The sequence below is a fragment of the Microbacterium sp. bgisy207 genome (assembly GCF_057706855.1).
On sequence record NZ_JBYIPB010000001.1, the window covers coordinates 157,203 to 181,132 of the forward strand.

Below are 23,930 nucleotides of genomic sequence, written 5' to 3' on the forward strand. Positions count from 1 at the left end.
GGCGGGGCTGAGGCGTGCGCGGGAGCTCTGCCCCGCACACGCACCGAGCGGATATCAGGACAGGGCGTCCTTCGTCTTTTCGCCGGCCTGCTTGAGGTCAGCCTTCGCCTGGTCTGCCTTGCCTTCGGCCTCAAGGCTCTCGTTGTCGGTCGCGTCGCCGACACCTTCCTTGGTCTTGCCCTTGAGGTCTTCGGCTGTGTTCTTGATCTTGTCGTCGAGTCCCATGATGCGTCTCCTCTCGTTGTGAGGTGGATGAGACGGCCACGATAGCCTCGGCCCGTGAGCCGGCGAGGGGGGTTGCCCTCGCTCCGCGATCAGGTTACGGACGACCCGGCCGCCCCACTGCAGCGTCAGCGGGCGTCTGCGCTGCCAGCCGCATCCAGGTCTCGACCACCGTGTCGGGGTTCAGGGAGATCGACTCCACGCCCTGAGCGAGCAGCCATTCGGCCAGATCGGGATGGTCGCTCGGCCCTTGCCCGCAGATCCCGACGTACTTCCCCTGGGCGCGGCATGCCGCGATCGTCATCGACATGAGCTGGAGGACCGCGGGGTCGCGCTCGTCGAAGGTGTTCGCGACGAGCGCGCTGTCACGGTCGAGGCCGAGAGTGAGCTGGGTCATGTCGTTCGAGCCGATCGAGAACCCGTCGAAGAACTCGAGGTACTGGTCGGCGAGCAGCGCATTGGTGGGCAGTTCGCACATCATGATGACCTTGAGCCCGTTCTCGCCGCGGCGCAGCCCGTTCTCGGCGAGCATCTCGACGACGGCATGGCCTTCGCCCACGGTCCGCACGAACGGGATCATGACCTGGACGTTGGTGAAGCCCATCTCGTCGCGCACGTACCGCAGCGCCTCGCACTCCATGTCGAAGCAGGCGCGGAAGTCGGGCGAGATGTAGCGGGATGCCCCCCGGTAGCCGATCATCGGGTTCTCCTCGTGCGGCTCGTAGCGCTCGCCGCCGATGAGGTTTGCGTACTCGTTCGACTTGAAGTCGCTCATCCGCACGATCACCGGCTCGGGTGCAAAGGCCGCGGCGATCATGGAGACACCCTCGGCGACGCGCTGCACGAAGAAGTCCCGCGGCGACGGGTAGGCGGCGACCCGCTCGTCGACCTGTGCGCGCAGCTCGTCTGGGAGGTCCTGTTCGAGCAGAGCACGGGGATGGATGCCGATCTGCCGGTTGATGATGAACTCCAGCCGCGCGAGTCCTACGCCCCGGTGCGGGAGCCTCGAGAAGGAGAACGCCTGGTCGGGCGTTCCGACGTTCATCATGATCTTGACGGGGAGTTCGGGCATCCGGTCCAGATGCGTCTCCTCTTCCACGAATGAGAGCAGACCGTCGTAGACGAAGCCCGTGTCGCCCTCGGCGCACGACACCGTGACCTCCTGGCCGTCCCGGAGCACCCGGGTCGCATCGCCGGCGCCGACGACGGCGGGGATGCCCAGTTCGCGCGCGATGATCGCCGCGTGGCACGTGCGCCCGCCTCGGTTGGTCACGATCGCGGCGGCCCTCTTCATGATCGGCTCCCAGTCGGGGTCGGTCATGTCGGCGACCAGGACGTCACCGGCCCGGAACGTCGCCATGTCGGCGAGGTCACTGAGCACCCGCACAGGTCCCGCGCCGATGCGCTGCCCGATGGCCCGTCCGGCTGTCAGCACCGTGCCCTTCTCGTGGAGCCGGAATCGGCGGATGACGTTCGCCCCCGGGCGAGAGACGACGGTCTCGGGCCGGGCCTGCAGGACATAGAGGCGGCCGTCGATGCCATCCTTGCCCCACTCGATGTCCATCGGTCGTCCATAGTGCTCCTCGATCACGAGGGCCTGACGAGCAAGCTCCTCCAGTTCGGCATCCGTCACGGAGAAGCGCGCGCGATCGGCGGGCGGGACGTCGACGAAAGTGGTGCTGGCTCCCGCCGACCGGCTGTCGGTGTAGCGCATGGCGATCGCCTTCTCGCCCACAGAGCGTTTCAGGATCGCGGGCCGTCCGGTCCGCAGGGCGGCCTTCGAGACGTAGAACTCGTCGGGGTTGACCGCGCCCTGCACGACCGCTTCGCCCAGGCCGTACGAGCTCGTGATGAACACGGCGCCGTCGAAGCCGGACTCGGTGTCGACGGTGAACATGACGCCTGCGGCGCCCACATCCGAACGCACCATCCGCTGCACTCCGGCGGAGAGTGCGACATCGGCGTGCGCGAACCCATGGTGGACCCGGTAGGCGATCGCCCGGTCGTTGTAGAGCGAGGCGAACACGGAGCGGATCGCCTGCAGGATGTTCTCGATTCCCGCGATGTTCAGGAACGTCTCCTGCTGGCCGGCGAACGAGGCCTCGGGCAGGTCCTCTGCCGTGGCGCTCGAACGCACCGCCCAGCTGACGCCGTCGGGGTCGGCATCCTCGGACACCAGTCGTGCGTAGGCGGCACGGATGCCCGACTCGAGCTCCGCCGGGAACGGCTGGTTCTCGACCCATTCCCGCACGGTCGCCCCGACCCGGGCGAGTTCGGCGACGTCCTCGGGATCGAGCGCGTCGACCGCGGCGCGGATGCGCTCTTCCAGACCGTCGTGCGCGAGGAAGGCGCGGTAGGCGTCGGCGGTCGTGGCGAAACCCCGGGGTACGGAGACCCCCGCCGACGACAGCTGCGAGACCATCTCGCCGAGAGAGGCGTTCTTGCCTCCCACCCGCGGGACGTCTGTCATTCCGAGGTCTTCGAACCAGGCGATGTGTGACATGGTCAGTTCCTTCGAACGGGTCATCCGTGCAGCTTCATGGACTGCATGATGACGGCGGACATCTCCTCGACGCTCTTGGCCGAGGAGTTGATGAAGGGCACGCGGGTGCGGCGGAACAGCTCCTCGGCGCGGCGCAACTCGAGAGTGCACTGCGCGATGCTCGCGTACCGGGAGTTCGGCCGGCGCTCGTGGCGCACCTGGCTCAGGCGCAGCGGCGTCGTGGTCAGGCCGAAGCAGCGCTCGCGGTAGGGCGCCACCATCGGCGGCAGCCCGTCGGTGGGGAAGTCGTCGTCGGTGAGCGGGTAGTTGGCCACGAGCAGTCCGTGATGCAGGGCGAGGTACATCGTCGTGGGGGTCTTGCCGCACCGCGACGGCGCGACGATGATGACGTCGGCGATCTCGAGGGCGCGCTCACTCTGGCCGTCATCGTGTTCGATCGCGTACTCCACGGCCCGCATCCGGGCGAAGTACCGCTCCACGTTGCCCAGGCCGTGGTACTGGCCGGGTTGCTCGGATGCGGTCACCCCGAGCGCCTGCTCGAGATCGGTCAGATGATCGCTCAGCAGATCGATGGTGGTGCCGGGGGCCGCGTGGAACACCGCCTTCACGGACGGGCTGCGCAGCGTCGTGAACACCAGGGGGACGGGCCCCGTCTCGGCGGCGGCCCGGATGTCGCCGACGACGCGCTGAGCCTTCGCGACGCTGTCGACGAACGGCACGGTCTCGCGCGCGAAGGTCACGCCGGGGAAGTTCGCCAGTAGTGCACTGCCCAGCGTCTCGGCGGTGACCCCGGTGCTGTCGGAGACGAAGAAGACAGCACGCGGATGCGGCGAAGGCGCGTCATCCGTCGTCGTCATACCCTGACGCTACGAGAAGAAGTCGATCCCTCCCGGCTCGCTGGCCTCGAAAAAAAGGCGGAAATTGACGGCTGAGCAAGGGGAGCGTCTGCCTCGCGGTCGGGCGAGGGCGTGCCTGCAACCTGCCGTCGAGTCAAGGCCCTGCCCGGCGCCGGCAGACGGGGCGTAGACCGGTGCGATCGGCGCCGACGGTGCGTCGTCGGACAGGAGCTATGCCATGGCACGACCGCGCCCTCCTGCACAGGCAGGGCATCGATCCGGGCGAGATCGCCGAGCGCATCAACTCGGCGCCGTGAGGGGGACACGGCAATGACGATCCCGCGGCTACGAACGATGGATGACTCGCTTCGGCTCCTTCGCGACGGCTACCTCTACGGCGGACGAGGGTTCCGACACGTCGGCGCCGACGAGTTCCACACGCGCCTCCTCGGCCGTCCCGTCACCGTGATGCGCGGGCTCGACGCGGCACGTTTCTTCTACGAGGAGAGCCGTTTCGACCGGTCGCCAGGGGCGGTGCCCCGCTCGGCGGTGCGTCTGCTGCAGGACGACCGAAGCGTCCAGACCCTGGAGGGTCGCGCCCACCAGGAGCGGAAGGCGCTCATGCTGTCCGCGCTGGCAGGCTCCGACGGTCTCGTCGCGGCCTTCCGCGAGCAGTGGGTATCGCGCGCGGAAGCATCGCGCGGCGAGGTCAGCCTGCTGGACTTCGCCTCTCAGGTGCTGTGGTGCGCGGCGGCGGAGTGGGCTGGCGTAGACGAACGCGCCATCCGCGTGACCGAGCTGACGTCGATGATCGACAACGCCGGCGTTGTGGGGCCGCCGAACTGGATCGCCCGAGCGCGGCGCGCGAAGACGGAGCAGACTGTCGGCGACATCATCCGCGAGCTCCGGCGCACGCCCGAGATCGCCCTCCCGGCCAGCCGGATCGCTCATCACCGGGAGGATGGTCGGCTTCTCCCGGTCCAGGTCGCCGCCGTGGAACTGCTCAACCTCCTTCGTCCCGTCGTCGCCGTCGCCCGGTTCGTCGTCTTCGCCGCGTACGCACTCGACCGCCAGCCTGATGCGGCCCACGGGGCACACGACCCGCGCGGAGCGAGGGCGTTCGCCAACGAGGTCCGCCGGTTCTTTCCCTTCTTTCCGATGATCGGAGGGCATGCCACCCAGCCCGTGGAGTGGAAGGGGGAGGAGCTGTCAGCGGGTGCCTGGGTGATGCTGGACCTGTACGGGACAGACCACCATCCGCTGCAATGGCAGTCTCCGTCCCGGTTCGATCCCGGACGATTCCGCGGCAACACCCCGGCCGTTGTGGCGCAGGGATTCGGAGACGACGTCGCCACGCACCACTGCCCCGGGGAACCCGCGACGAACGATCTCATCAGCGCGGCAGTCGGGCTTCTCCTCGACGGCCCGCCGTATCACGTACCCGAGCAGGATCTCCGGATCAGTCTGCGCCGCTTCCCTGCTGCCCCGCGCGACGGGTTTCGGATCGAATTCCTCCTCTAGAGCCCCTCCGCGCCCTATGGGGGCACCCCGAGGTCGTCCCCGCGCTCATCCTGTGAGTTCGTCCATCGCGCGCAGATGCCGGTAGGCACCCTTGAAGTAGAGCAGCGGCTCGTGCCTGTGCCACTCCGGCGGGCTCATGGCCACGACCCGCCCGAGGACGATGAGGTGGTCGCCGGCCTCGTACTCGGCCCACAGCTCACAATCGACCCACATCAGGGTGTCCGCGATGAGGGGGTTCCCCGACGGTGCCGGAGCCCAGCGGACACCTGCCCACTTGTCGGTGCCCCGGCGGGCGAACTGGCTGGAGATCCCGTCCTGATCGTGAGCGAGGACGTTGACCGCGAACCTGCCGTCGACCGCGATGCGCGGGTAGGTGGTCGACTCCTTCATCACCGTGAACGAGACCAGCGGCGGATCGAGCGAGACCGACGAGAACGACTGGCAGGTGAAGCCGACGGGCTCCCCGTTGTGGATGCCCGAGACGATCGTGATGCCGGATGCGTAGTGGCCCAGCGTGTCACGGAATTGCCGGGGGTCGAACGCCGTGGGTGTGATGGCGGACTGCGACATGTGTGTTCCTCCTTCTTCGTCGTGTCGCAATCGGTTCAGGAGCGAACGGATGTCGCGATCCGTCCCACCCGGGTCATGTTCGCCGCGTACTCGGCGGCGGCGGCCGTCACGACCTCGTCGACTCTCTCGAGTTGGCTGAGCGCGAGGTAGAAGCCGCGGCCGGGCACCGTCGCGCCCAGCTCCACCAGAAGGGGCGCGAGCGTGAACGTCGGACCCATCGCGTGAGTGAAGTCCGCCCCGGTGTGCACCGGGATCGCCGTCACGCCGGCCAGGCCGTTCGCGGGGTAGCGGTCCAGGAACGCCTTGAGAAGACCCGTGTAGGTCGCCTTGTAGGTGGGGGAGGCGAACACCGCCAGGTCGCTGTCGGCGACCTGGGTGTTCAGCTGCGCCATCTTCTCGGAGGGCCAGGCGAAGATCTCGTCGGTGTGCTCGGCGAGGTCGATGACGGATGCCTCGTAGGTCCCCGGCTCCAGGAGCTTCTCGACGAGGAGCTCGGCGATCTTGCGCGTGCGGGATGCAGGCTTGGGGTTGCCCACCACGATCGAGACCCTCAGCGACATGTATTACTCACTTCCGTACCGATTGACAGGAATCGGAAGAGTCGCTGCCCACACCGGTACCGGGACGTGGAGCAAACGACATCTCCACACGCCCCGGGGTCTTGTGGCCCAGTGCGCCCGCAACGGCTTACGCTGCACCACCATTGTGCACACGCTTGTGTTTCGGTCGCGTAAACCGCTTCTCACAGTCCCCGCATCTGCATCTGCTCGGGCCAGGCGGTGAGCCGCGCGTGTTGCCCGGGGTGATACCGACGGCTAGGTTGTCCATGCTCACGCCCACGGTCGTCAACTCGTTGCCGAGGAGGTTGTCATCGGCCGCCCGAATCGCCCCATCCTCAGTCGGAAGCTCATCGCCGACACCGCGCTTGCGCTCATCGACCGTCATGGTGCGGATGGGCTCGGCATACGGCAGGTGGCAAGCAAGCTCGGCGTGAACCCGGCATCGCTCTACAACCACGTGCCGAACCGGGCGGCGATGATCGAGGATGTTCGCGCGATTGTCTCGGCGAGCATCGACTTCCGCCCGTTGCGCGAGCTGCCGTGGGAAGAGGGTCTTGTGGCCTGGGCGCGCTCGTACCGCCGTGCGTTCGCCCGCCACCCCAAGGCGATCCCACTGCTCATGACCACTCGCGCATCAGCGCCGGTTCTTCTCGCCGGGTATGAGGACTTCACCATCGCGGCCCAGGCGGCCGGGTGGGCGCAGCGGGATGTCCTTCCGCTGCTGACGGCGTTCGAGTCCTTCATCCTGGGGAGTGTCCTGGACATGTCAGGGCCGAGCGTGGTCTTCGATCCGACCGGGCAGGAGTCCGACGTCCCGCGCTTCGCCGCGGCATACGCCACGCTCGCCACCGAGAACCCCGACGACCCTCTTGCCACTCGGGCGTTCGAGCTGGGGTGGCGGATGCTGGTCGCCTCGGCACGACCCCGGTAGCGTCGCGGCCTCACAGGTCCGCGCAGTGGCGCGTGAGCCAGACGGTCAACCTTTCGCTCGCCGATTCGATGACCTCCAGGATCAACGGCGGCGTGGCCGACGGATGCGGCGTCGGTGAGGAGGTCGGTGACGGCGATCGAGGAGACGCTGCCGCGGATGTCGGGGTGGGGGCTGCGGCATCCGTGCGAGGGAGCTCTCGAACCGCGTCTTCGACCGAGCGATAAGTCGGGCGCAAGTCGGCGGGTGCGAGTTCCCGCATCTCAGCGAGTTCATCCAGAATCGCCTCCGCCCCGCCCTCGCTCAGCCCGATCTCGGCGGTCCCCTCGATGGTCTGGAGCGTGATCAGGTCGTCGGCGATCGCCGTGCAGGCCTGCGACAGGCTGTCGTAGCCACCGGGCCCCGAGGTCGGCGTCGGGGTCGCTGTGGCAGAGGCCGACGCGGTCGAGGGCGGGGTCGCCGATCCGGTGCACCCTGCAAGACCCGCCATGACGGCAAGAGCGGCCAGCACCGCCGCGGCGCGCGTAGGCTCGATGATGTGCGCGGGCGGATGCCGGAAGAGTCGGCGCCTGCTGCGCGCGCTCATCCGGTGACCTCCCCGGCGAGGCAGCGCGGAGTGCGCGCCCTCGTCATCGCGCTGCGGTCGGCGGCGCTGATCACGACGGCCTGGGCCCTCATCTCGCGCGCCGACTGCGTCTTTGCCACCACCTGTCGAGCCACCAATCTGCTGAGCTACTTCACCGTTCAATCGAACATCGCTTTCGTGCTGTTGACCACCCTCCTGATCATCTGGACGGCGATGGGTCGCGCCGAGACATCCTGGCTGACGACGGTTCGCGCGATCGTGACAAGCTACCTGGTCATCTCCGGCGTGACCTTCGCCATCCTGATGGAGACCGCGGGCCTGCGAGAACTCTCCTTTCTCGTGCCGCTGTCGTCGAAGGTGCTGCACTTCGTGGTTCCGGTGTACGCGGTGATCGATTTCGCTGTGTTCCCGGGGCGGCGTCGCGTGCCCCTTCATCGGGCCCTCTGGGCACTGCTGTACCCGCTCGCGTACAGCATTCTGATCACTGCGCGGGGCAGGTCGCTCAACTGGTACCCGTACGTCTTCTTCGACCCCGAGTGGGTCGGCGGGTATGCCGGGGTGCTCGCGTATGCGGCAGTGTTGGCGGCCGCCCTGGTCGCGGTCGCCGCTCTGCTCGTGCTCGTCACCCGCTTGCCGACGCCGGCACAACCACGGCCTGTGCGCGGATCGGCACGTCCCGGGCCGTCGCGCCGTGCCGGGATGCCCCGTGATCGCCCAGGGGGCTGACCCCGACGGATCGGCGTGCAAGACTGGCCTGCTATGGGCATCCTCGCGACGGTGGTCAACGTCTTCGTCGACGAAGCGGGTGAGCACGGCAACCCGCTCGGGATCGTGTGGGCCTCACGGGCGACGCGCGGCCGCGAGCAGGAGATCGCCGCAGACCTCGGGTTCAGCGAAACGGTGTTCATCGACGAGGTCGACGGCCGCACCGTGCGCGCCCGAATCTTCACCCCGAAACAGGAACTACCCTTCGCCGGACACCCGACGGTGGGCCTCGCGGCGTGGCTGCGGGCGGCGGGCGACGATATCCGCCACGTCACTGTTCCGGCCGGCTCGGCGCGGGTGCGTGCCGATGGGGACCTCACCTGGATCAGTGCCCAGGTCGCGTGGGCCCCCGAGTTCGAGATCGAACAGCTCGATTCGCCCGCCGAAGTCGACGCCGTCGATCCGGATGCCTACACCGAGGGAATGCACTACGTCTGGGCCTGGCTCGACGAGGAGGAGGGGCGCGTGCGTACGCGGATGTTCGCCCCGGGACTCGGCATCCGCACTGACGAAGCAACCGGATCCGCGGCGATCCGGCTCACCGCTGCGCTCGGACGCGACCTGAGGATCGAGCAGGGTGCCGGGTCGCAGCTGTTCACGCATCGCCGAAACCTCGGTCGCGAGGTCGAGGTCGGCGGACGCACCACGGCGGGCCGCGACGTCGAGCTGGCCTGAACGGTCTCGGAACGGCCAGCCCGATGAGGCGTCAGTAGAGCTGGAACAGCTGCGAGGCGATCGCGCCCAGGTCGGCGTTGGCCTGGAGGACGGCCTGCACCTGGTCTATGGGCACGTCATTGACGAACACCGCGAATGCGAGGCGCCGGCCGGACGCGGCCTCCAGATAGCCCGCGAGCGCCTTGGTCTCGAGGACGTAGGGTGTGTCGGTTCCCGGGCCCACGAGTGTGCCCGTCTTGGCGTGCGCGGAACCGATCGCGGGGTCCCCATCGGGCAGGACGTTCGCGAGGGACCCGTCGACACCGAGGATCGGGGTGGAACCGAGGAACGTCTCGAACCAGGGGGCTTTCGTGACGAACGCGAGGTAGGTGGTCATCGCCGCCGGGGTGATGCGGTTTCCCGGCAGCCCCTGACCATCGGTGATCACGACGTCATCCGGGCCGAGCCCTGCATCCGCGAGAACGCCCATCTGCCGTGCGAGACCGGCCGCCAGGGTTCGCTCGCCCGCGTGTGCCGCGAGGAGCAGCGGTAGTTGATTCGCCCCGAGATTGTGGCTGACCTTGTTGATCAGGCGCGCGGTTTCCGAGAACGGCGGCGAGGTGAACGCCGCGACCGGGGTTGCGGCGTCGAGGTCGTCCATCGGTGGAAGCGCACTCGAGCTCGGTGACCGCGGGTCAGCCTCGACGGCGACCCCTGCCCGGCTCAGCGCCTCGATGAACAGCGTCCGGGCCCACGCCGCGGGGTCGGGAACCTGATACGTCTGCACCACCGGATCGACGCCCACGGGGATCGTCCCTGCGGCGGTGAGGATGCCGTCCTCCTCCGTGATCGTCACATCGAACCCGCTGTCGGCATCCGCTGTGCTCACCCGGTTGTCGAGGGAGTAGGCGGAGGTCTGGGGTCGCCAGCTCGCGGTCGTGGGATCGCCGACCGCCGCACCCGGCGTGATGACGATGTCGATGAGGTTGTCGTTGACCACGATCGGGGAGATCGGCACACCGTCCAAGACGGGGGGATCCCAGAGTCGGTCGTCGACGAGGACCTCCCCCTCGATGGCACGGATGCCTGATGCTGCGACCTGCCGCGCGAGATCGTCGAGACCCGCCAAAGGGTCCTCGGGCGTCAGGGTTGCAAGGCCGGGGAGGACGTTCGCGTCGTAGTGGTCGAAGATCGGCACGTCGATCGTCCCGTCGACGCTCGTTCGGCCCCCGAGGGTGAGGTCTCCGGACCCGCGCAGAACGAGGTCTCCCTCGAGGATGCCTTCCGTGACCTGGCCGACGGCGAAGACGGGGGTGGTGAATGTCGCGTCGGCACCCAGCAGGTCGAGGGCTGCGGTGACGGACAGGATCTTCGCGGTGGACCCCGTGAGGAACTGTTCGTCGGAGTTGAGGGCGATGAGGGTCTCGCCGCTGTCGATGTCGATCACCGACATCCCCCAGCTGCCGCCCTCGTAGGTGGGTTGGTCCATGATGGCCGCGATGGTCGGGGGTACATCAGAATCGGCGACAGGCGGGGAGACGGTGCAGGAGACCAATCCCGCTGAGAGGCCGACGACCGCTGCCACCGCCACCGTTCGTCGGGTGCGACGGAGCATGAGGCAGAGTCTAGCGAGCCACCCCTCCCGTCTCCGCCCTCCCGGAGTTCGGGGGAGGTACGCTTTACATGTACTAAGACATGGAAAGCGTCGGAGGGAGGCGTGGATGAGCATGATGCGCGGAGGCTTCGGCGGCGGGCTCACTCGAGGAGCCGACGAGCGAACGCAACGGGCGCGTAACGCGGAGGCGCCGCACATCCCGCACCTCGGTCGCCGCATCATCGCCCTGTTCGCCCCGTACCGCGGTCGGCTGATCGTCACCGCGTTCCTTGTCGTGCTGAGCGCGGCGCTCGGTGTCGTTCCCGCACTTCTGGTCGAGCAGGTGTTCGATGTCGCGCTGTTCCCGCCCTCCGGCGCCCCTGACATCCCACTGCTCGTGGAGCTGGTGGCCCTCATGGTCGGGCTGTTCGTGGCATCCGCCGGCCTGAACGTCGTGCAGACGTGGCTGACCTCATCTGTGGGAAACCGCGTGACCGGCGACCTGCGGGTGGGGCTGTTCCGCCATCTGCAGTCGATGGAGCTCGCCTTCTTCACGCGCACCAAGACGGGCGTCATCCAGTCCCGGCTCCAAAACGACGTGGGCGGCGTCGCGAGCGTCCTCACCAACACCTTCACGTCCATCCTCGGGAACACCGTCACCGTCGCCGCGTCGCTGGTCGCGATGATCATCATCGACTGGCGGCTCACGCTCGTCGCGGTGGTCATGCTGCCCGTCCTCGTGGTGATCCAGCGCCGTGTCGGCCAGGTGCGGGCTCGTATAGCCGCCCAAGCTCAGGAGTCGCTCTCCGCGCTCACCGCGATGACACAGGAATCACTCTCGGTGTCGGGAATCATGCTGACCAGCTCGTTCAACCGATCCGAGTATGAGACTGCCCGCTACGCCGACGAGACCCGCCGGCAGGTCTCGCTGCAGATCCGTCAGGCCATGAGCGGACAGGGATTCTTCGCTGTTGTCGGCGTGATCATGTCGGCTGTTCCAGCCATCATCTATCTGCTGGCCGGAGTGTTCATCACCGGGGGCGTCGACATCACGGCAGGCGCGATCGTGGCCTTCACCGCCGTGCAGGCGCGTCTGCTCTTCCCGCTGACGGCGCTCATGCGCGTCGCGCTCGACGTCCAGACGTCGATGGCGCTGTTCGCCCGCATCTTCGAGTATCTCGATCTGACTCCCGCGATCGTCGATGCTCCGGGCGCCATCACGGTCGCGGAAGCTCCCGGACCGATCGGCAGAGTCGAGTTCCGGGGCGTGTCCTTTCGGTACCCGGGCTCGGGGACGGAGGCCCAGACCCTGCACGATGTCTCCTTCGTCGCCGAACCCGGTCAGCACGTCGCCTTCGTCGGATCCAGTGGCGCCGGCAAGACGACGATCCTCTACCTCGCTCCGCGCATGTACGAGGCGTCTTCTGGGGCGGTGCTCTTCGCCGGCGCTGACGTCCGAGAGCTGCAGCGCGCGTCCCTGCTCGAGAGCGTCGGGATCGTGTCGCAGGAGACCTACCTGTTCCACGCGTCGATTCGGGAGAACCTGCTCTACGCGAAGCCGGATGCCTCACTCGACGAGATCGAGCAGGCCTGCCGGGGTGCCCATATCCACCATGTCATCGAGGCCTTCCCCGAGGGGTACGACACGATCGTGGGCGAACGAGGGTACCGCCTCTCGGGCGGGGAGAAGCAGCGCATCGCGATCGCGCGGGTGCTGCTGAAGAACCCGCCCGTGCTGCTGCTGGACGAAGCGACCAGCGCTTTGGACACCGTGTCGGAGCGGGCCGTGCAGCAGGCGCTGGACACTGCTGCTCGGGGGCGGACCACCCTCACGATCGCACACCGCATCTCGACGATCGTCAGTGCGGATGTGATCCATGTCGTGGAGGCCGGTCGCATCGTGGAGAGCGGGACACATGCCGACCTGCTCGCAGCAGGAGGCTCGTACGCCCGGCTCGTCGCCCACCAGCAGGAGGCTGCGCTGTCGTCGCTGTAAGGATCGTCTCGGCCGCGCCGCGCCGCGCCGCGCGGCGAGGTTCCCTCGACGCTTGCCGTCGCGGATGCCCGCTGGGATGCTGGGATCGCGTGAGCTCCCGTATCCGCGGGCCGCGCGTGAAGGGAAGACCATGGCCGCCAGGTTCGACTTGGACACGACGACTCTCGGGCAGCTGCTCGATGACCCCGAGGCGCGGGCCGTCATCGAGGAGCTGGTGCCGGAGCTGCCCGGTCATCCGATGATCGGGATGGCCAAGGGGATGCCGGTGAACACCGTCCTCTCCTTTGCGGGCGGGCAGATCGACCCGCAGCTGGTCGCCACGCTCAAGGAACGCATCGCCGCGCTCTGAGCGGTGTCCACTGGCGCCGCATGTGCCGCCGCCGCTGTCACCGAAGCGGCGCAGCACTACGCTGAGGGCCCATGAGCGATGTCACCCAGCCGGCGCGCCCGGCCGGTGTGCGCGAGGTCGCCCGTCTGGCGGGGGTGTCGACCCAGACGGTCTCGCGGGTCATCAATGACTACCCCCACATCCGTCCCGAGACGCGGATCCGCGTGCTCGACGCGATGCGCGTCCTCGACTACCGGGTCAACAACGCCGCTCGGGCGCTGGGGACCGCGTCGACGCGCACGATCGGTGTCATTGCCACGGATGCCACGCTCTACGGCCCCACCGTGGGGATCACCGCGCTCGCGGAGGCAGCGCGGGAGGCTGGTCGCTGGATCGCCACGGCGTACGCGGATGCCAGCGACCCCGCCGCGATCGACAGCGCGGTCGCCCACGTTCTGGCTCAGGGCATCGACGGTCTCGTGCTCGTCGCGCCGCATGCGCGGATGGTTTCCCTGCTTCGCGAGCGCGCGCTGGGCGTGCCGGTGGCCGCGTTGCACGCTGACGAGGGTGCGGCAGCGCAGCACGAAGGGGCGGCTCTGGCAGCGAGGCATCTGCTCGACCGCGGTCATCGCAGGATCGGGCGACTGGGAGGCCCGGTCGACTGGCTCGAAGAGGCAGCGCGCGCCGAGGGGGCAGTTGCCGCGCTCGAGCGGGCCGGTACAGCGCTGTCCCACCAATGGCGCGGTGACTGGTCGGCGCGATCAGGTGCCGCGGTGGCGCGGGAGGTCGCTGCGGCGGTGCGCGCGGGCGAACTGACGGCTGTCCTGGCCGCGAACGACCAGATGGCGCTCGGTCTCATGGCCGGGCTCGCCGAGGAGGGCATCCGGATCCCCGACGAGCTCGCCGTCGTCGGGTTCGACGACAACCCGGATGCTGCCTTCTATTCGCCCGCGCTGACGAGCGTGCGCGTCGATGTGCTCGGCGATGCGCGTCGTTGTGTGGCGCATGTGCTGGGCTCGGCCCGTCCCGCCGCGCCCAGGCACGCGTCGGGGCGGGAGGGTGCCCCCCGCCTCGTCGCTCGCGCCTCCAGCGAGCCCGGTCGGGGATAGGCCTTTCCCGGTCTACTCCGGCGGACTGGTGCGTCCGATGTGTTACCGGTAACATTCCCAGGGAGCCTGGTCGGCGCATCGACGCGCGGCGACGAGGGCGTCTCGGAGGGAAAGCAGCCATGACCGAACTCGACAATGACCTCGCCGCCGCGATCACGCGTGTACGGGCCGACGTCGCACGGCTGCACAGCGAGCTCGTCCGCTACGGACTTGTCGTCTGGACCGGCGGCAACGTCTCGGGCCGCGTCCCCGGCGCCGACCTGTTCGTGATCAAGCCGTCGGGCGTCTCGTACGATGACCTCGCCCCCGAGAACATGATCCTCTGCGACCTCGACGGCAACGTCGTGCCCGGAAGCGAGGGCAGCGAGCGCTCGCCCTCCAGCGACACCGCCGCTCACGCCTACGTGTACCGCCACATGCCCGAGGTCGGCGGTGTTGTGCACACCCACTCGACCTACGCCGTCGCGTGGGCCGCGCGCGGCGAGGAGATCCCCTGCGTCATCACCGCGATGGCCGATGAGTTCGGTGGACCCATCCCCGTGGGTCCCTTCGCGATCATCGGAGACGACTCGATCGGCCGTGGCATCGTCGAGACGCTGCGCGGTCACCGCTCGCGCGGCGTGCTGATGCAGAACCACGGCCCCTTCACGATCGGATCGAGCGCGAAGGATGCCGTCAAGGCAGCCGTCATGCTCGAGGATGTCGCCCGCACCGTGCACATCGCGCGGCAGGCGGGACCCGTGATCCCGATTCCCCAGGAGGCGATCGACAGTCTCTACAACCGATATCAGAACGTGTATGGCCAAGCGACGGATGACCGTCGATGAGCGCTCTGGACACCGCATCGGCCCGCGATGCCATCGCCGCGGGACGCGCGAGCCTGGGGATCGAGCTCGGCTCTACGCGCATCAAGGCCTGTCTTGTCGCTGCCAACGGCGCCGTGCTCGCCGTCGGCAGCCACGAGTGGGAGAACAGCTTCGTCGACCGGATGTGGACCTACCCTCTCGACGAGGTCTGGGCGGGCCTCCGCGCTGCCTACGCGGCACTGGCCACCGCGGTGCGAGAGCGCTACGACGTCGCGCTCGAGTCTTTGGCGAGTGCGGGCGTTTCGGCGATGATGCACGGTTACCTGGCCTTCGACGCGCGCGGCGAGCTCCTCGTTCCCTTCCGCACCTGGCGCAATACCACGACAGGTGCCGCCGCCGAGGAGCTCAGCGAGCTCTTCGGGGTCAACATCCCGCTGCGTTGGTCGATCGCCCACTATCGGCAGGCGATGCGCGACGCCGAGCCGCATGTGGCTCGCATCCATCGGCTGACGACGCTCGCCGGGTACGTGCACGAGGCGCTCACCGGTCGTGACGTTCTGGGGGTGGGGGATGCCTCCGGGATGTTCCCGATCGATCCCGCCACCGGCAGCTACGACGCGGAACTCGTCGCGCGGTTCGATGCCCTTGCCGGGGATACTGCCCCGCGACCCTTGCTCGAGCTGCTGCCCGAAGTGCTCACGGCCGGCGCGGACGCGGGGGAACTCACGCCCGCAGGCGCCGCGTTGCTCGATCCGGCGGGCGCGCTTCGACCCGGGGCGGTGTTCTGTCCACCCGAGGGCGATGCGGGGACGGGGATGGTCGCGACCGGCGCCGTCGCTCCCCGCACCGGCAATGTCAGCGCCGGCACGAGCATCTTCGCCATGATCGTGCTCGAGCGTCCGCTGTCCGCTCCCCACGACGAACTCGACATCGTCACGACTCCGGCGGGAGACCCCGTCGCCATGGTGCACTGCAACAACGGAGCGTCCGAGCTTGCCGCGTGGGTCGGGGTCTTCCAGCGCTTCGCCGACCTCATCGGCTCGCCGTTGCCGCCGGATGTCGTCTACCAGGCGCTGTTCACCGAAGCGCTTGCTGCCTCTCCGGATGCCGGTGGCATCCTGTCGTACAACCACCTCTCGGGAGAGCCGATCGCCGGCCTGGAGGAGGGACGCCCCCTCGTCCTGCGGACGCCGGACAGCGAGTTGACACTCGCGAACTTCCTGCGTTCGCAACTGTCCGGGGTGTTCGCCACGCTCAGCCTCGGCATGCGGGTGCTCGACGACGAGGGTGTCGAGGTCGACCGGATGCTGGCTCACGGCGGGATCTTCCGCACCGCCGGGGTGGCGCAGAAGGTGCTCGCGGCCGCCCTCGATGTCGCCGTGTCGGTCGAGCGCCGCGCCTCCGAGGGTGGAGCGTGGGGAATCGCCGTCCTCGCCGCCTACACCGCCGCCCGCCGCGGGGGCCAGACGGATGCCTCGCTACCCGACTACCTCAGTGAGGTCGTCTTCGCGGACGCCCAGTTCACGACCGTGCAGCCCGACCCTTCCGATGTCGCCGGCTACACCTCCTACCTCGAGCGCTACCGCGCGGGCCTCGCGGCCGAGCGTGCGGCAGTGACCGCCCTGTGATTCCCCCTTACCCCTCACCGAAGAAGGACCCCATGACTTCTCTTCACACGTTCGCCGCCCGCGAGGTCTGGTTCGTCACCGGCAGCCAGAACCTCTATGGGGAAGAGACCCTCCGCCAGGTCGCCGAGCAATCGAAGGCCGTCGTCGCCGGTCTCGACGGACTGCCGATCCGCGTCGTGTGGAAGCCCGTCCTCAAGGATGCCGACAGCATCCGCCGTCTCGCGCTCGACGTGAACGCGCGCGACGAGGTCATCGGGATCATCGCGTGGATGCACACCTTCAGCCCCGCCAAGATGTGGATCGGTGGGCTCGAGGCGCTGCAGAAGCCCCTGCTGCACCTGCACACGCAGGCCAACGTCGAGCTTCCCTGGGCGGAGATCGACTTCGACTTCATGAACCTCAACCAGGCTGCGCACGGCGACCGCGAGTTCGGGTACATCCAGACCCGGCTCGGGGTGCCCCGCAAGACCGTCGTCGGTCACGTCTCGAACCCCGCCGTGCGCGACCAGATCGAGACGTGGCAGCGTGCTGCGGCGGGCCTTGCCGCCATCCGCAGCCTCAAACTCGCGCGATTCGGTGACAACATGCGCTACGTCGCAGTCACCGAGGGCGACAAGACCGAGGCCGAGATCCGCTTCGGTGTGCAGGTCAACACGTGGGGTGTCAATGAGCTCGCCGACGCCGTCGCGGCGGCATCCGACACCGCGGTGGATGCCCTCATCGACGAGTACGAGGAACTCTACGACGTCGTTCCCGAGCTGCGTCGCGGTGGCGAGCGCCACCAGTCGCTGCGCGACGGTGCGGCGATCGAGGTCGGGCTGCGGTCGTTCCTCGAGGCCGGCGGCTTCGGGGCGTTCACCACGAGCTTCGAAGACCTCGGCGCCCTGAAGCAGCTCCCGGGTCTGGCAGTGCAGCGCCTCATGGCCGAGGGCTACGGTTTCGGCGCCGAGGGCGACTGGAAGACCGCGATCCTCGTGCACGTCGCCAGCGTCATGGGCGAGGGGCTGCCCGGGGGAGCGAGTCTCATGGAGGACTACACGTACGACCTCGTCGCCGGAGACGAGAAGATCCTCGGCGCGCACATGCTCGAGGTCGCCCCGACCCTGTCGAGTCAGAAGGCGAGCCTCGAGATCCACCCGCTCGGCATCGGCGGTAAGGACGACCCGGTGCGCTTGGTCTTCACGGCCGACCCCGGCCCCGCCGTCGTGGTCGCCATGAGCGACATGCGCGACCGGTTCCGTCTGGTCGCCAACGTCGTCGAGAACGTCGCTGCGCCCGATCTTCCCCGACTCCCCGTCGGACGCGCCGTGTGGAAGCCCGCCCCCGACTTCGCGACCTCGGCCGCGTGCTGGCTCACGGCGGGGGCTGCTCACCACACCGTCATGTCGACCGCGGTCGGGATCGACGTCTTCCGTGACTTCGCGGAGATGGCCCAGACCGAGCTCCTCGTCATCGACGAGGACACGACGGTGCGCGGCTTCCAGAAGGAAGTCCGCTGGAACCAGGCGTACTACCGCCTTGCGCAGGGCCTGTGAGCGGCGCGGAGACCGGTGAGCTCGCCGTCGGGCAGACTGGGGACATGAGCGTCGAATCCGCAGCGGTGGTTCCCGCATCCGGGGTGCAGCACACGATCACCGCCGGCGACTACGAAGCGACGATCGCGAGTGTGGGCGCGACCCTTCGCACCCTGACCTATCGCGGACGCGATCTGGTCGTGCCGTTCGAGGCCGACACGGTGCGCCCCTTCTTCCGCGGCGCGACCCTCGCGCCGTGGCCCAATCGGATCGTGGATGGGCGCTACGAGTTCCGTGGGCGGCCGTACGAGGTGGCTCTCACCGAGCCCAGTCGCCAGCAGGCACTGCATGGCCTGGCATCCTGGTTGGACTTCTCGCCGGTGGAGAGCGCCGACAGCTGGATCACTCTGAGTGCGACGATCCAACCGCAGCAGGGCTACCCCTGGCGCATCCGGGTCGACACCACGTTCGCGCTCGGTGCCGATGGACTCACCCAGCGGGTCACGGCGACCAACCTCAGTCGCGATTTCGCGCCGTGGGGAACCGGACCGCATCCGTATCTCGTGGCTCCGCACGGGGAACTCGACGAATGGTCGCTCACGCTCCCCGCCGCGCACGTGCTCACCGTGACGCCCGATCGGCTTTCGCCCGTCGGCCTGCAGCCGGTCACCGCGGATGCCGAGCGATTCGACTTCCGCGAGGCCCGAACGATCGGTGCCGTGAAGATCGACCATGCCTACACGGACCTGGTGCGGGACCGTGACGGGCTCGTCACGGTGAGGGTGGCTGACGCGCAGGGCGCGGGGGCCTCGATCACGTGGGATTCGCGGTGCCCATGGGTGCAGATCCACACCGCCGACCAGCCCGGCGGCGCAGGCGCGCCCGGTCACCGCGCGGGACTTGCGGTCGAGCCGATGACGTGCGCGCCGGATGCCTTCAATGACGGCCGCTACCCCTTCGATACCGGGCTCGCGGTGATCGCACCGGCCGACTCCCACAAGGCATCCTGGCGGATCTCGGCGCTTTCCTGAGAGTTCGCTGGAAGCCGAGACGGCTTTCCCTCTAGGCTGTGGCTCATGCTTGCAGCTTCCATCACCGATCAGGCCAGTCTCGCGTCCGCCTGGACGTCATCGATCATCGGCCTCGCGTTCTACGTCGTCATTGCGGTCGCACTGTGGCGCGTCTTCACCAAGGCGGGTTGGCCCGGCATCCTCGCCATCATCCCGATCGTCAACCTCTTCATCCTGGTGAAGATCGCCGGCTACTCGGCGTGGCTGGGTCTGCTCTACTTCATCCCGATCGCCAACCTGATCCTGATGATCATCGTCGCCATCAAGGTCGGCGCGGCGTTCGGCAAGGGCGGCGCCTTCTCGTTCTTCTTGCTGTTCCTGCTGCCGTTCATCGGCTACCTCATCCTCGGCTTCGGCGACGCCCGCTACAGCAAGCCCGCCTGAGCTTCACACCCTCGATGCCGCAGGCCCCCGAGCGATCGGGGGCCTGCGGCGTTCGTCCGGGACGCTGGCGCCCGCCGCCCGATACCCTCTATCGAGGAGGTGGCGATGGGAAAGACCGCCGACGCGATCGCGGAGGGCGTCATCATCGCTATCGCGGCGGCCCGCCTCGCCATCCGCAACCGGATCCTCGTTGACGCGATCCGGCACGACGCGACCTTCTCGTTCGACGCTCTCAAACCGTTCGCGCGCCAGACTCTTGAGGCGCTCGCCGACGAGCAGTCCGCTGCAGCCGAGCGCGCCCGCGCGGACTGGCGGCGGGCATGGGGGCGGCAATCCGATCCGAGCGGCACGCACGACTATCGAGGGCGGGACTCCCGAAACCTGCGTCGGCGGGCACGGCAGTACACGGGCGTCGCGAAAGAACTCAGACTGCGCGCGACCGACGATGCAGCGCTGGAACAGCTGATCGCTCAGGCGCGCGATGCTGCGTGGGGCGATGTCGAGTCGAACCTTGAGCGGCGCCTGATCGTCGAGGCGATGAGACCAGACCTCGATCCCGATTACGGTGCCATGCGGGCGGCGCGCATGCAGTCGATCAGGCTCATCGATCTGCCCCGGCTCGCGTCGCATCAACGGCGATTCAGCACCCCTGCGGCGCGGGCGCCGATCACGGATGCCGACGACGCGGATCGTTCTCGGGACCTCGATCTGCCGGAAGCGGAATGACCCGCGGCGAGAACCGCCACGATTCGCTGTCAGGGGCATTCGTGGGGTAACCTGGACGCTGGTTTGCTCGCGAAAGCGCGCAGATCATGCGCCCGTAGCTCAATGGATAGAGCATCTGACTACGGATCAGAAGGTTAGGGGTTCGAGTCCCTTCGGGCGCGCGTCTGGTTGAGACAGGATGCGGTCCCTGAGTCTATTGCTCGGGGACCGCATCGTTTCGTTCCGGCTCACCTCGTTCAGGGAAGCTTGCCCCGTCGGGACAGGACCAGTGTGACGGTGCCGTAGCCGACCGCGAAGCCGCCGACCATCGTGAAGACGTGCAGGAACGACGGACCGCCCCAGATGTCGCCGAGCAGGCACAGGATGCCGACGATCAGCCCGCCGACGATCAGCCCGAGCGCAATGCCTTCTTGGTTCTTCATGCGCGAGAACGTAGTGAATCCGCGCTCTGAAGGCACCCCCCTTGCGTCTGGATCACGTCTGTGTCAGAGGATGCTGACGGTGCGGAACCCGCGCACCCCGAAGGTCTCGGCTTCGGTGCGGTAGCCGCCGTCCTCGCTACAGTGAGGAGAGCATCTCCGCAACAGAGCGAGGAACCGGATGCCTGGTCCGATGCCCCTGGACGGCGTCATCGTCGCCGACTTCAGTCGTGTGCTCGCCGGACCGCTTGCCACCGTGACCCTCGCCGATCTCGGCGCTGACGTGATCAAGGTCGAGCGTGCCGGATCCGGCGATGACACGCGCCAGTGGGGCCCGCCATGGACGGACAACTCCTCGTCGTACTTCGAATCCGCGAACCGAGGGAAACGTTCGATCGCGCTCGACTTCGACGACCCCGCTGATCTCGACCTCGCACATCGTCTCGCGGCGCGCGCCGATGTTCTCGTCGAGAACTTCCTTCCGGGCACTCTCGACCGCTTCGGCCTGGACTACGGATCGGTGCGGAAGGCGAATCCCGGCGTCGTGTACGCCTCGATCACCGGCTTCGGCAGCGGCGCCGGTTCGCACCTCGCCGGATACGACTTCCTCATCCAGGCCGTCGGCGGGCTGATGGACATCACGGGCCCACCCGACGTGCCCTCCAAGGTCGGTGTCGCCATCGTCGATGTCCTGACGGCGAAGGACGCCACCGTCGCGATCCTCGCCGCCCTTCACGAACGCTCTCGAAGCGGCCAGGGTCAGTATCTGGAGGTTGCGCTCCTGACGAGCCTCCTGGCAGCGCTTGTCAATCAGGGATCCGCCTACCTTGCCACCGGTCACTCGCCGCACTCGCTCGGCAATCGGCATCCCTCGATCGCGCCGTACGAGACCCTCCGCACCGGAGACGGCGTCCTCGCGCTCGCCATCGGTAACAATGCCCAATTCGCGCGTCTGTGCGAGGTCCTCGACGCCGATGACCTCGCCGCTGATCCGCGTTTCGCATCGAACGCGCAGCGGGTCACGCATCGAGACGCCCTCGCGACGGCGCTGGAGTCGCGACTGCTGACCGACTCGGCGGCCTCATGGGCGGCGCGGCTGATGGATGCTGGTCTTCCGGCGGGAACGATCGGCACCGTCGCCGACGGATTCGCGCTGGCCGAGCGTCTCGGCCTCTCGCCACGGGCTCCGGTGGCCGAGGGGACCGATCAGATTCGGTCTCCCCTTCGGTTCGACCGCACGCCGATCACCCGGTATCGACGCCCGCCCCGGTTCGACGAGCACGGCGACGACATTCGCCGGTGGCTCGCTGCCGATGCTGACACTCCTGCTCACTCGACTGGATCTTCCGAAGGAGAAGCCCGTGGCATCCCTGCATGAGGCGATCGACATCGCCGATATCGACGCGTTGCTCAGCGACGACGAGCGGGCGACCCGTGATGCCGTCCGCGAGTTCGTGGAACGTCGCGTCACGCCCTCCATCGCCGAGTGGTTCGAGCGTGGGGAGATCGATGACCTTCGGGGTCTCGCGGCCGACCTCGGGCACCTCGGCGTTCTGGGCATGCACCTGGAGGGCTACGGCTGCGCCGGGATGTCGGCGGTCGAGTACGGCCTGGCCTGTCTGGAGCTGGAAGCCGCGGACTCCGGCATCCGCTCCCTCGTCTCGGTGCAAGGGTCGCTCGCGATGTTCGCGATCTGGCGCTGGGGGAGCGAGGAGCAGAAACAGCGATGGCTGCCTGCGATGGCGGCGGGCGAACTGATCGGATGCTTCGGTCTGACCGAACCCGATGCCGGGTCGGATCCGGCCAGTATGCGCACGTACGCACGGCGCGACGGTGACGACTGGGTGCTGCAGGGCCGCAAGATGTGGATCACGAACGGTTCCGTCGCCGACGTCGCGGTCGTGTGGGCCCAGACGGATGACGGCATCCGCGGGTTCGTGGTCCCGACGGATGCCGCCGGCTTCTCGGCGCCGCGGATCCACCACAAGCTGTCGCTGCGCGCATCCGTCACCTCCGAACTCGTCCTCGATGGCGTGCGGCTCCCCGCCGACGCCGTCCTCCCCGAAGTAGTCGGCTTGAAGGGTCCGCTCAGCTGCCTCAACGAGGCTCGATACGGCATCACCTGGGGCGCGCTCGGTGCGGCCCGGTCGTCGCTGCTGGCGGCCCTTGCCTACGCGGGGGAGCGGGTGCAGTTCGGCAAGCCGATAGCAGCGTTTCAGCTCACTCAGCAGAAGCTCGTCGACTGCGTCGTCGAGTACGAGAAGGCCCTGCTGCTGGCCTTCCATCTCGGTCGCCGGAAGGATGCCGGGCTGCTCACGCCGCAGCAGGTGAGTCTGGGCAAGCTCAACAATGTTCGGGAGGCTCTGGAGATCTGCCGCACGGCTCGCACGATCCTGGGCGCCAACGGCATCTCGCTGGAGTACCCGGTGATCCGGCACGCGGCGAACCTGGAGTCGGTGCTGACATACGAGGGCACCGTCGAGATGCACACCCTCGTGCTCGGACAGGCGCTCACCGGCGTCCCCGCGTTCCGCTGACCGGCCGGAACTGTTCGCTCACGGCGATGATCTCGCGCACCCAGACACCTGGCACTCGAGGGCTGCGAGTGCTAATCTGAGGTCAGTTGAGTCACCACGACTCAACTTTCAGAACTCGGCCGGATGTGGCATCCGGCCCCGCTCACAAAGGAGACGAGATGGCAACCTATGACCCGCTCCGCGAGATGGAGCGATTCGCGAACGCACTCTTCGACGGCAACCGGCGCGGCCCGCGTCAGATGCCGATGGACCTGTACCGTGACGGCGACCACTACGTGCTCTCGGCCGACCTGCCGGGCATCGACCCGGGATCGGTCGATGTCGACGTCGACGGTCAGCTGCTGACCATCCGCGCCGAGCGCACGCTCACCTCGCAGGAGGGCGTCAAGTGGATCACGCGCGAGCGTGAGGCCGGCAGCTTCCTGCGCCAGCTGAGCCTGGGACAGGGAATCGACACCGAGGGGATCGCGGCCAGTTACGCGCACGGCGTGCTGACGGTCACGATTCCGGTGAGCCCCAAGGCCCAGCCCCGCAAGATCGAGATCGCGACGGATGCCCCCGCCACGATCACGGTCGACGAGTCCAAGAGCGAGATCCAGGAGACCGGCGCGAGCGCCTGATTCCCGTGACCGACGTCCCCGGCACCGCGCGACGGTGGCGGGGACGTCTCCGTG

24 protein-coding genes and 1 tRNA gene are annotated in these 23,930 nt (G+C 68.2%); 17 read left to right on the forward strand and 8 right to left on the reverse strand.

What is annotated here, in order from left to right:
• Positions 1-54: 54 nt before the first annotated feature.
• From AC3ENO_RS00725 to AC3ENO_RS00735, 3 genes are all read right to left on the reverse strand, one after another.
• Positions 55-225 (reverse strand): CsbD family protein, encoded by a 171-nt coding sequence (locus tag AC3ENO_RS00725; RefSeq protein WP_434968713.1) that lies wholly within the window; start codon positions 223-225, stop codon positions 55-57.
• 94 nt (positions 226-319) lie between these two features.
• Entirely contained in the window at positions 320-2,725 is a 2,406-nt protein-coding gene (ppsA, locus tag AC3ENO_RS00730) for a phosphoenolpyruvate synthase (RefSeq protein WP_434968714.1), read from the reverse strand.
• A 20-nt stretch (positions 2,726-2,745) separates the two neighbouring features.
• Positions 2,746-3,582 (reverse strand): pyruvate, water dikinase regulatory protein, encoded by an 837-nt coding sequence (locus AC3ENO_RS00735; RefSeq protein ID WP_434968715.1) that lies wholly within the window; start codon positions 3,580-3,582, stop codon positions 2,746-2,748.
• A 333-nt stretch (positions 3,583-3,915) separates the two neighbouring features.
• Between AC3ENO_RS00735 and AC3ENO_RS00740 the strand changes: the two genes are divergently transcribed.
• The gene (locus tag AC3ENO_RS00740; protein WP_434968716.1) at positions 3,916-5,082 is read left to right on the forward strand and encodes a cytochrome P450; all 1,167 of its coding nucleotides are present in this window, start codon (positions 3,916-3,918) and stop codon (positions 5,080-5,082) included.
• A gap of 45 nt (positions 5,083-5,127) precedes the next feature.
• Here the strand turns inward: AC3ENO_RS00740 and AC3ENO_RS00745 are convergent, their stop codons facing one another.
• On the reverse strand, positions 5,128-5,652 hold the full coding sequence (locus AC3ENO_RS00745) for a flavin reductase family protein (RefSeq protein WP_434968717.1): 525 nt from the start codon (positions 5,650-5,652) through the stop codon (positions 5,128-5,130).
• Between the two features lie 35 nt (positions 5,653-5,687).
• The gene (locus AC3ENO_RS00750) at positions 5,688-6,212 is read right to left on the reverse strand and encodes an NADPH-dependent FMN reductase (protein WP_434968718.1); all 525 of its coding nucleotides are present in this window, start codon (positions 6,210-6,212) and stop codon (positions 5,688-5,690) included.
• A 349-nt stretch (positions 6,213-6,561) separates the two neighbouring features.
• Here AC3ENO_RS00750 and AC3ENO_RS00755 point away from each other — a divergent pair, with 349 nt between their 5' ends.
• Complete coding sequence (locus tag AC3ENO_RS00755) at positions 6,562-7,143, forward strand: TetR/AcrR family transcriptional regulator C-terminal domain-containing protein (RefSeq protein WP_434968859.1); 582 nt, start codon at positions 6,562-6,564, stop codon at positions 7,141-7,143.
• Positions 7,144-7,153: 10 nt separating this feature from the next.
• Here AC3ENO_RS00755 and AC3ENO_RS00760 read toward each other — a convergent pair whose 3' ends face one another.
• Complete coding sequence (locus AC3ENO_RS00760) at positions 7,154-7,726, reverse strand: hypothetical protein (RefSeq protein WP_434968719.1); 573 nt, start codon at positions 7,724-7,726, stop codon at positions 7,154-7,156.
• 30 nt (positions 7,727-7,756) lie between these two features.
• Here AC3ENO_RS00760 and AC3ENO_RS00765 point away from each other — a divergent pair, with 30 nt between their 5' ends.
• Both AC3ENO_RS00765 and AC3ENO_RS00770 read left to right on the forward strand, forming a co-directional pair.
• Entirely contained in the window at positions 7,757-8,452 is a 696-nt protein-coding gene (locus tag AC3ENO_RS00765) for a Pr6Pr family membrane protein (RefSeq protein WP_488185748.1), read from the forward strand.
• Between the two features lie 33 nt (positions 8,453-8,485).
• Complete coding sequence (locus AC3ENO_RS00770; RefSeq protein WP_488185749.1) at positions 8,486-9,166, forward strand: PhzF family phenazine biosynthesis protein; 681 nt, start codon at positions 8,486-8,488, stop codon at positions 9,164-9,166.
• Between the two features lie 31 nt (positions 9,167-9,197).
• Here the strand turns inward: AC3ENO_RS00770 and dacB are convergent, their stop codons facing one another.
• Positions 9,198-10,760 (reverse strand): D-alanyl-D-alanine carboxypeptidase/D-alanyl-D-alanine endopeptidase, encoded by a 1,563-nt coding sequence (gene dacB, locus AC3ENO_RS00775; protein ID WP_434968722.1) that lies wholly within the window; start codon positions 10,758-10,760, stop codon positions 9,198-9,200.
• Between the two features lie 115 nt (positions 10,761-10,875).
• Here dacB and AC3ENO_RS00780 point away from each other — a divergent pair, with 115 nt between their 5' ends.
• From AC3ENO_RS00780 to AC3ENO_RS00825, 10 genes are all read left to right on the forward strand, one after another.
• A complete protein-coding gene (locus tag AC3ENO_RS00780) occupies positions 10,876-12,735 on the forward strand; it encodes an ABC transporter ATP-binding protein (protein ID WP_434968860.1) in 1,860 nt (619 codons plus the stop codon).
• Positions 12,736-12,865: 130 nt separating this feature from the next.
• A complete protein-coding gene (locus tag AC3ENO_RS00785; RefSeq protein WP_434968723.1) occupies positions 12,866-13,084 on the forward strand; it encodes a hypothetical protein in 219 nt (72 codons plus the stop codon).
• Positions 13,085-13,155: 71 nt separating this feature from the next.
• Positions 13,156-14,172, forward strand: coding sequence for a LacI family DNA-binding transcriptional regulator (locus AC3ENO_RS00790; RefSeq protein WP_434968724.1), 1,017 nt, complete (start codon positions 13,156-13,158; stop codon positions 14,170-14,172).
• A 119-nt stretch (positions 14,173-14,291) separates the two neighbouring features.
• On the forward strand, positions 14,292-14,999 hold the full coding sequence (locus AC3ENO_RS00795; protein WP_434968725.1) for an L-ribulose-5-phosphate 4-epimerase: 708 nt from the start codon (positions 14,292-14,294) through the stop codon (positions 14,997-14,999).
• The gene (locus AC3ENO_RS00800) at positions 14,996-16,606 is read left to right on the forward strand and encodes a xylulokinase (protein WP_434968726.1); all 1,611 of its coding nucleotides are present in this window, start codon (positions 14,996-14,998) and stop codon (positions 16,604-16,606) included. Before AC3ENO_RS00795 ends, AC3ENO_RS00800 begins: the two co-directional genes overlap by 4 nt.
• A 32-nt stretch (positions 16,607-16,638) precedes the next feature.
• Complete coding sequence (gene araA / locus AC3ENO_RS00805) at positions 16,639-18,141, forward strand: L-arabinose isomerase (protein WP_434968727.1); 1,503 nt, start codon at positions 16,639-16,641, stop codon at positions 18,139-18,141.
• Between the two features lie 44 nt (positions 18,142-18,185).
• Positions 18,186-19,151, forward strand: coding sequence for an aldose 1-epimerase family protein (locus tag AC3ENO_RS00810; protein WP_434968728.1), 966 nt, complete (start codon positions 18,186-18,188; stop codon positions 19,149-19,151).
• A 45-nt stretch (positions 19,152-19,196) separates the two neighbouring features.
• A complete protein-coding gene (locus AC3ENO_RS00815; RefSeq protein ID WP_434968729.1) occupies positions 19,197-19,574 on the forward strand; it encodes a DUF5684 domain-containing protein in 378 nt (125 codons plus the stop codon).
• A 105-nt stretch (positions 19,575-19,679) separates the two neighbouring features.
• Positions 19,680-20,300 carry an asparagine synthase gene (locus AC3ENO_RS00820; RefSeq protein WP_434968730.1) on the forward strand — a complete coding sequence of 207 codons (621 nt, stop codon included), beginning with the start codon at positions 19,680-19,682 and terminating at the stop codon, positions 20,298-20,300.
• A gap of 88 nt (positions 20,301-20,388) precedes the next feature.
• Positions 20,389-20,461: transfer RNA gene (locus AC3ENO_RS00825), tRNA-Arg, on the forward strand.
• 75 nt (positions 20,462-20,536) lie between these two features.
• Here AC3ENO_RS00825 and AC3ENO_RS00830 read toward each other — a convergent pair.
• Positions 20,537-20,722, reverse strand: coding sequence for a hypothetical protein (locus AC3ENO_RS00830; RefSeq protein WP_434968731.1), 186 nt, complete (start codon positions 20,720-20,722; stop codon positions 20,537-20,539).
• A gap of 178 nt (positions 20,723-20,900) precedes the next feature.
• Between AC3ENO_RS00830 and AC3ENO_RS00835 the strand changes: the two genes are divergently transcribed.
• From AC3ENO_RS00835 to AC3ENO_RS00845, 3 genes are all read left to right on the forward strand, one after another.
• On the forward strand, positions 20,901-22,097 hold the full coding sequence (locus AC3ENO_RS00835) for a CaiB/BaiF CoA transferase family protein (protein WP_434968732.1): 1,197 nt from the start codon (positions 20,901-20,903) through the stop codon (positions 22,095-22,097).
• A complete protein-coding gene (locus AC3ENO_RS00840; protein WP_434968733.1) occupies positions 22,081-23,256 on the forward strand; it encodes an acyl-CoA dehydrogenase family protein in 1,176 nt (391 codons plus the stop codon). The genes AC3ENO_RS00835 and AC3ENO_RS00840 overlap by 17 nt, the downstream gene beginning before the upstream one ends.
• A 158-nt stretch (positions 23,257-23,414) precedes the next feature.
• Entirely contained in the window at positions 23,415-23,876 is a 462-nt protein-coding gene (locus AC3ENO_RS00845) for an Hsp20/alpha crystallin family protein (RefSeq protein WP_434968734.1), read from the forward strand.
• The last annotated feature ends 54 nt before the right edge of the window (positions 23,877-23,930 follow it).

Bases quoted from the DNA above. Each gene is read 5' to 3' on its own strand.
- AC3ENO_RS00800 (WP_434968726.1), top strand. From the start codon at position 14,996: ATGAGCGCTCTGGACACCGCATCGGCCCGCGATGCCATCGCCGCGGGA.
- AC3ENO_RS00735 (WP_434968715.1), bottom strand. From the start codon at position 3,582: ATGACGACGACGGATGACGCGCCTTCGCCGCATCCGCGTGCTGTCTTC.
- araA (WP_434968727.1), top strand. From the start codon at position 16,639: ATGACTTCTCTTCACACGTTCGCCGCCCGCGAGGTCTGGTTCGTCACC.
- AC3ENO_RS00770 (WP_488185749.1), top strand. From the start codon at position 8,486: ATGGGCATCCTCGCGACGGTGGTCAACGTCTTCGTCGACGAAGCGGGT.
- AC3ENO_RS00845 (WP_434968734.1), top strand. From the start codon at position 23,415: ATGGCAACCTATGACCCGCTCCGCGAGATGGAGCGATTCGCGAACGCA.
- AC3ENO_RS00745 (WP_434968717.1), bottom strand. From the start codon at position 5,652: ATGTCGCAGTCCGCCATCACACCCACGGCGTTCGACCCCCGGCAATTC.
- AC3ENO_RS00750 (WP_434968718.1), bottom strand. From the start codon at position 6,212: ATGTCGCTGAGGGTCTCGATCGTGGTGGGCAACCCCAAGCCTGCATCC.
- AC3ENO_RS00835 (WP_434968732.1), top strand. From the start codon at position 20,901: ATGCCTGGTCCGATGCCCCTGGACGGCGTCATCGTCGCCGACTTCAGT.
- AC3ENO_RS00780 (WP_434968860.1), top strand. From the start codon at position 10,876: ATGCGCGGAGGCTTCGGCGGCGGGCTCACTCGAGGAGCCGACGAGCGA.
- AC3ENO_RS00830 (WP_434968731.1), bottom strand. From the start codon at position 20,722: ATGAAGAACCAAGAAGGCATTGCGCTCGGGCTGATCGTCGGCGGGCTG.
- AC3ENO_RS00760 (WP_434968719.1), bottom strand. From the start codon at position 7,726: ATGAGCGCGCGCAGCAGGCGCCGACTCTTCCGGCATCCGCCCGCGCAC.
- AC3ENO_RS00790 (WP_434968724.1), top strand. From the start codon at position 13,156: ATGAGCGATGTCACCCAGCCGGCGCGCCCGGCCGGTGTGCGCGAGGTC.
- AC3ENO_RS00795 (WP_434968725.1), top strand. From the start codon at position 14,292: ATGACCGAACTCGACAATGACCTCGCCGCCGCGATCACGCGTGTACGG.
- AC3ENO_RS00815 (WP_434968729.1), top strand. From the start codon at position 19,197: ATGCTTGCAGCTTCCATCACCGATCAGGCCAGTCTCGCGTCCGCCTGG.
- AC3ENO_RS00810 (WP_434968728.1), top strand. From the start codon at position 18,186: ATGAGCGTCGAATCCGCAGCGGTGGTTCCCGCATCCGGGGTGCAGCAC.
- AC3ENO_RS00820 (WP_434968730.1), top strand. From the start codon at position 19,680: ATGGGAAAGACCGCCGACGCGATCGCGGAGGGCGTCATCATCGCTATC.
- ppsA (WP_434968714.1), bottom strand. From the start codon at position 2,725: ATGTCACACATCGCCTGGTTCGAAGACCTCGGAATGACAGACGTCCCG.
- dacB (WP_434968722.1), bottom strand. From the start codon at position 10,760: ATGCTCCGTCGCACCCGACGAACGGTGGCGGTGGCAGCGGTCGTCGGC.
- AC3ENO_RS00725 (WP_434968713.1), bottom strand. From the start codon at position 225: ATGGGACTCGACGACAAGATCAAGAACACAGCCGAAGACCTCAAGGGC.
- AC3ENO_RS00740 (WP_434968716.1), top strand. From the start codon at position 3,916: ATGGATGACTCGCTTCGGCTCCTTCGCGACGGCTACCTCTACGGCGGA.
- AC3ENO_RS00785 (WP_434968723.1), top strand. From the start codon at position 12,866: ATGGCCGCCAGGTTCGACTTGGACACGACGACTCTCGGGCAGCTGCTC.